This is a genomic window from Sphingomonas bacterium, assembly GCF_903644055.1.
Classification (GTDB): Bacteria; Pseudomonadota; Alphaproteobacteria; order Sphingomonadales; family Sphingomonadaceae; genus Sphingomonas_I.
The window spans coordinates 1-4,335 of sequence record NZ_CAHJXD010000260.1 but is presented as its reverse complement, the minus strand read 5'-3'; the positions used below and the strand labels follow the sequence as shown (position 1 = coordinate 4,335).

The following is a 4,335-nucleotide window of genomic DNA, read 5'->3' as shown; positions in this document are numbered from 1 at the left end:
CTCGGCTGCGCCGACCCCCGCCTGCCGGGCGCCGGCGAAGGCTGGGCGCTCGCCGATCTCAGCCATCGCCATTCCGATCCCAAGGTCCGCGACGAGGCGCGCGCGCAGGCGCGGGCGGTGCTTGCGACGATCGAAGGAGGATGGCCCCGCGCCTCGCTCCCGCTCGCAGCACTCGCCACACTGGCGCGGATCGATGCCGCGGCGCCCGGCGGACGTCGGCAGGGATCGCCGTCGCGGCTGCTGCGCCTGCTGGCGCTGCGCCTCACGCGACGTTAGCCTCTCCCAGGGCATGAAGAGGGAAGCACATGTGGCGCTATCTGGTCGGGGCGGTCGCGGCTTTGTTGCTGGCGGGCGGCGGGATGCTGTTGTGGAAGGGCACGGGCGGCGCGCGCGGCGGCTTCGCCCCGCAACAGGCGGCGGCGGCGATGCTCGCGCAGAGCGACGACGCCATTCCCGACCCTCCTTCCGCCAGCGAAAAGACGCGCGAGCAGAAGCGTTTCTCGCGCTACGACCATGACCGGGACGGCAAGGTCGCGCGCGAGGAATATCTCGCCGCGCGCCGCAAGGCGTTCGCCAGGCTCGACGTCGACGGCGACGGCAGGCTGGGCTTCGACGAATGGGCGGTGAAGGCCGAGACCAAATTCGCCAATGCCGACAAGGACAAGAGCGGCGCGCTCAATCCCGAGGAATTCGCCGTGACCAAGGTCCAGCGCAAAACGAAGCCCCGCGCGAACTGCCCTCCGGCCGAAAAGCCGAAGGAGGATGAGGAGAGCTAGGGTCTATCTGAACTCCCGTCACCCCGGCCTTGAGCCGGGGTCCCGCTGCCTGCCGACGCTGAAGAAGCGGAACCCCGGCTCAAGGCCGGGGTGACGTTTCAGCTTGACAGGAGAGGCTCAAAACATGCCCTCCGCCCGCTCAGTGAACCGTCGCGCCCACCGGCCTGGGCAGGAACCAGCGTGCGATCAGCAGCCCCGGCGCGATCAGCATCGCCATGCAGGCGACGAGATTGTAGATCGCGAAGCCCCAGTCCGCATGCATCCAGATCGGATCGCTGAGCGTGATCAGCACCGAACCCGCCGCCGAAAAGCCGATCACCAGCCGCGCGCGGCTTTCGAAATCGACGACTCGCCCGGCCACCGCCAGCAGGCTGAAACCGATCAGCCCCGCGACCACCACTTCGTGAATAAAGCCGCCGAGCATCCACGATCCGCCCTGCGTCGAGAAGCCCGCCGCATTGTAATCGACCGTCGCCACCGGCCCCTTGCCGTAGAGCACGGTGCCGCCCGGCGTTTCGGGATCGGGCACGATATAGCGCCCCGTGTGCGGCAAATTGTTCGCCATCGCGAGCTGGACGTTGGCGGTCTGCTGCTCGCTCGCCGACGAAAAGGCCAGCTTGTTCAGCGGCGTCGCCCAGAAGAGGAAGCCGACGAGGAACATCACCACGCCGCCCGCCAGGCTACCGATCAGCACACGGATCATACGGCTTCCTTCTTTGGGTCGACGGCGCCGGCCGCCACTTCAGCGGATCGAACGTCTAGCCTACCTGTCCTTCGCCGTCATCAGCTTGCGCGTGAAACCGATCAGCCCGGTCTGGCGCGATCGGCGCAGGCGTTCGGCGTTGAGGATGTTGAGCACCTGCGCGAAGCAGAGCTGCACGTCATCGTTGATGAGGACATATTCATAGCCATCCCAATGGCTGATCTCGGCGGCGGCGCGCGCCATCCGCGCGGCGATGACATCGGGCTGATCGGTGCCGCGCTTGGTGAGGCGGCGTTCCAGTTCCGCGACCGAGGGCGGCAGGATGAAGACGCGCACCACATCGCCGCCCGCCTGCTGGTAGAGCTGCTGCGCGCCCTGCCAGTCGATATCGAACAGCACGTCCTGCCCCGAAGCGAGCATCGCCTCGACCGGCGCCTTGGGCGTGCCGTAGCGATGATCGAAGACGTGCGCCCATTCCATCAGTTCGTTGGCGGCGACCATATGCTTGAAGCGCGGGACATCGATGAAATGATAGTCGCGCCCGTCGACCTCGCCGGCGCGCATCGGCCGCGTCGTGACCGAAACCGACATGGCGATATCGGCGTCCTCCCGCAGCAGCATCCGCGCGATCGTCGATTTGCCCGCGCCCGATGGCGAGGAGAGGACGAAGAGGACGCCGCGATGATCGAGGCCGGGCTGAGACATGGCCGCTCTTGTCGTGCGCGAGCTCAGAAATCAACCGGCGGTTGGCGCGCGCGGCCCTATCGCGGACGCGCCGCCAGAATGGAAACTATGCTCATCCCCGCTCGAACACATGCTCGTCGCGCCGGGCTTGAGCCGGGGTCCACCGTGCTCCTGGTCCCGACCGGCGGGACGGTGGATGCCGGAACGAGCCCGACATGGCGGAAATCCTATATCTTCGAATAGCATGACTGCCAAAGGAAACGGCGCCCCGTCGTTTCCGACGGAGCGCCGCTCCTAGATCAAAGTTGGCGATCGATCAGCCGAAGGCGACGTTCGCGCGACGGCGGCGAAGCGCGCCGCCGAGCATGCCAAAACCACCGACCATCATCGCCCACGAAGCGGGCTCGGGAACGGTGGCGCCGGTGTCGACCGCCTGGCCGGCGACCTGGAGACCGGCGAACGCGAGGCCCGAGTCAACGGCCGTGTCACCGATGTTGGTTACGCCATAGCGCACCGCATAGGAGCCGGCATCGCCGATCGAATAGACCGACGAAATCCAACCCGTGTTGCCGCAACCGCTGCTGTAGCAACCGCCCGAAGAGCCGCCGAGCGGCGCCCAGTTCGTGGCATTGGGATTGATCGGCGTCGAGGACGGCGTCAACGTCGCATCGTTCGCGGGAAGGCCGGTGCCGGGGCTGGTATTGCCCGAGGGGACGGTACGCGCGGTGAAGAGCCACGCGACATGGCTGCCGACGTCACTGATCAGTTCCGCAAAGGCGTAATCGGAGAAGCCCGCGCCATCGGCGGTGACATAGTTGAAGTAGAAGTTCAGTTCGTCACCCGAATTGGCCGCGAACAGGCTGGAAACCAGTTGCGAACCGTTGGTCCCGCCGACGCCGGCGATCTGGCCGGCGCCAGTGATGCCACCGCTGGTGGTGACATATTGATAGGTGGACTGGCCATTCGGCGGCGCCGTCACATCGCCATTGGCGCCGAGCTCACCGCAATTGCCGGTGCAGGTCGCGGCGAAAGCCGAAGAAGACGAAGCGACGGCAATCGCCGATGCCGCAACCGCGGCGAGAATCCGAAAACGCATATGAAAGCCCCCAAAAAAAGAACGCATCGAAGGAATCGATGTGGTCGCCTACCCGGCTTTGCTGCAGTGTGTCAAAGCAATTTATCTTTTATTAATAATGCCTCTAAGCTCCGCACCGTAGCCTGCGCGCTGCCTCCGACGCTCTCGTCCCGCGCGAATGGCGCGTCCGCTAAAGCAGCTTGTCCAGCGTGATCGGAAGATCGCGCACCCGCCTGCCGGTCGCGTTGTAGATCGCGTTCGCCACCGCGGCGCCGACGCCGGTGATGCCGATCTCCCCGATCCCGCGCGCGCCGAGCGGCGCATGAGGATCCGGAATGTCGTTCCAGAGGATGTCGATCGCGGGCACGTCCAAATGGACGGGGACGTGATATTCGGCGAGCGAAGGGTTCATCACGCGGCCGGAGCGTTCGTCGAACAACGTCTCCTCGGTCAGCGCGAGGCCGAGGCCCATGATGATGCCGCCCTTGAACTGGCTGGTCGCCATCTGCGCGTTGAGGATGCGCCCGGCATCGAACGATCCGAGAAACCGCGAAACGCGCGTTTCTCCCGTCACTGCATTGACCCGGACTTCGCAGAATTGCGCGCCATAGGAATGCATCGAATATTTCTGCGTCTCGAACGGCATCGGCGCATCGGCATCGGCCACCACCTCGTCGCGCTGCGCGCGCGCGAGGATCGAGGCATAGCTCTCCCATCGATCGGGCTCACCGGCCTTGCAGAGCCCGCCATCGCGCGCCTCGACCTCATCGGCCTTGAGCCCCGCGAGCGGGGAATCGTTGCCGGCGAGCTTGAGCAATTCGGTGTTGAGCGCTGCGGCCGCCGCGATGATCGCCGCGCCGATCGACGCGGTCTGCGACGAGCCGCCCGCGATCGTCCCCTGCGGCAGCTTGCTGTCACCATATTCGAAGCGGACGCACTCGAGCTCCAGCCCGAGGCGGGCGGCGGCGTGCTGCGCCTGCACGGTGGCGGTGCCCATGCCCATCTCATGGCTGGCCATCTGGACGAGCGCGCGGCCGTCGGCGCCGAGCGTGATCCGCGCCGCGCCGCCGGGCATGCGGTAATAAGGATAGGTCGCG

General features: G+C 66.3%; 5 protein-coding genes and 1 pseudogene. 2 read left to right on the top strand and 4 right to left on the bottom strand.

Annotation, left to right across the window (positions count from 1 at the left end; translation table 11 throughout):
* Both HUU94_RS11455 and HUU94_RS11450 read left to right on the top strand, forming a co-directional pair.
* Nucleotides 1-276 (top strand): annotated as a pseudogene (locus tag HUU94_RS11455) (squalene/phytoene synthase family protein); the annotation flags it as partial.
* A 29-nt stretch (nt 277-305) separates the two neighbouring features.
* The gene (locus HUU94_RS11450) at nt 306-776 is read left to right on the top strand and encodes an EF-hand domain-containing protein (protein WP_174275205.1); all 471 of its coding nucleotides are present in this window, start codon (nt 306-308) and stop codon (nt 774-776) included.
* 139 nt (nt 777-915) lie between these two features.
* Here HUU94_RS11450 and HUU94_RS11445 read toward each other — a convergent pair whose 3' ends face one another.
* From HUU94_RS11445 to HUU94_RS11430, 4 genes are all read right to left on the bottom strand, one after another.
* A complete protein-coding gene (locus HUU94_RS11445) occupies nt 916-1,479 on the bottom strand; it encodes a hypothetical protein (protein WP_174275204.1) in 564 nt (187 codons plus the stop codon).
* Nucleotides 1,480-1,539: 60 nt separating this feature from the next.
* Entirely contained in the window at nt 1,540-2,184 is a 645-nt protein-coding gene (gmk, locus tag HUU94_RS11440; protein WP_174275203.1) for a guanylate kinase, read from the bottom strand.
* 295 nt (nt 2,185-2,479) lie between these two features.
* Nucleotides 2,480-3,259 carry an NF038132 family protein gene (locus HUU94_RS11435; protein ID WP_174275202.1) on the bottom strand — a complete coding sequence of 260 codons (780 nt, stop codon included), beginning with the start codon at nt 3,257-3,259 and terminating at the stop codon, nt 2,480-2,482.
* A gap of 169 nt (nt 3,260-3,428) precedes the next feature.
* Nucleotides 3,429-4,335: xanthine dehydrogenase family protein molybdopterin-binding subunit (locus HUU94_RS11430; protein ID WP_174275201.1), on the bottom strand; the 907-nt coding region annotated here is incomplete at its 5' end.

Coding starts and splice junctions, on each gene's coding strand:
- HUU94_RS11450 (WP_174275205.1), top strand. CDS start 306: ATGTGGCGCTATCTGGTCGGGGCGGTCGCGGCTTTGTTGCTGGCGGGC.
- HUU94_RS11445 (WP_174275204.1), bottom strand. CDS start 1,479: ATGATCCGTGTGCTGATCGGTAGCCTGGCGGGCGGCGTGGTGATGTTC.
- gmk (WP_174275203.1), bottom strand. CDS start 2,184: ATGTCTCAGCCCGGCCTCGATCATCGCGGCGTCCTCTTCGTCCTCTCC.
- HUU94_RS11435 (WP_174275202.1), bottom strand. CDS start 3,259: ATGCGTTTTCGGATTCTCGCCGCGGTTGCGGCATCGGCGATTGCCGTC.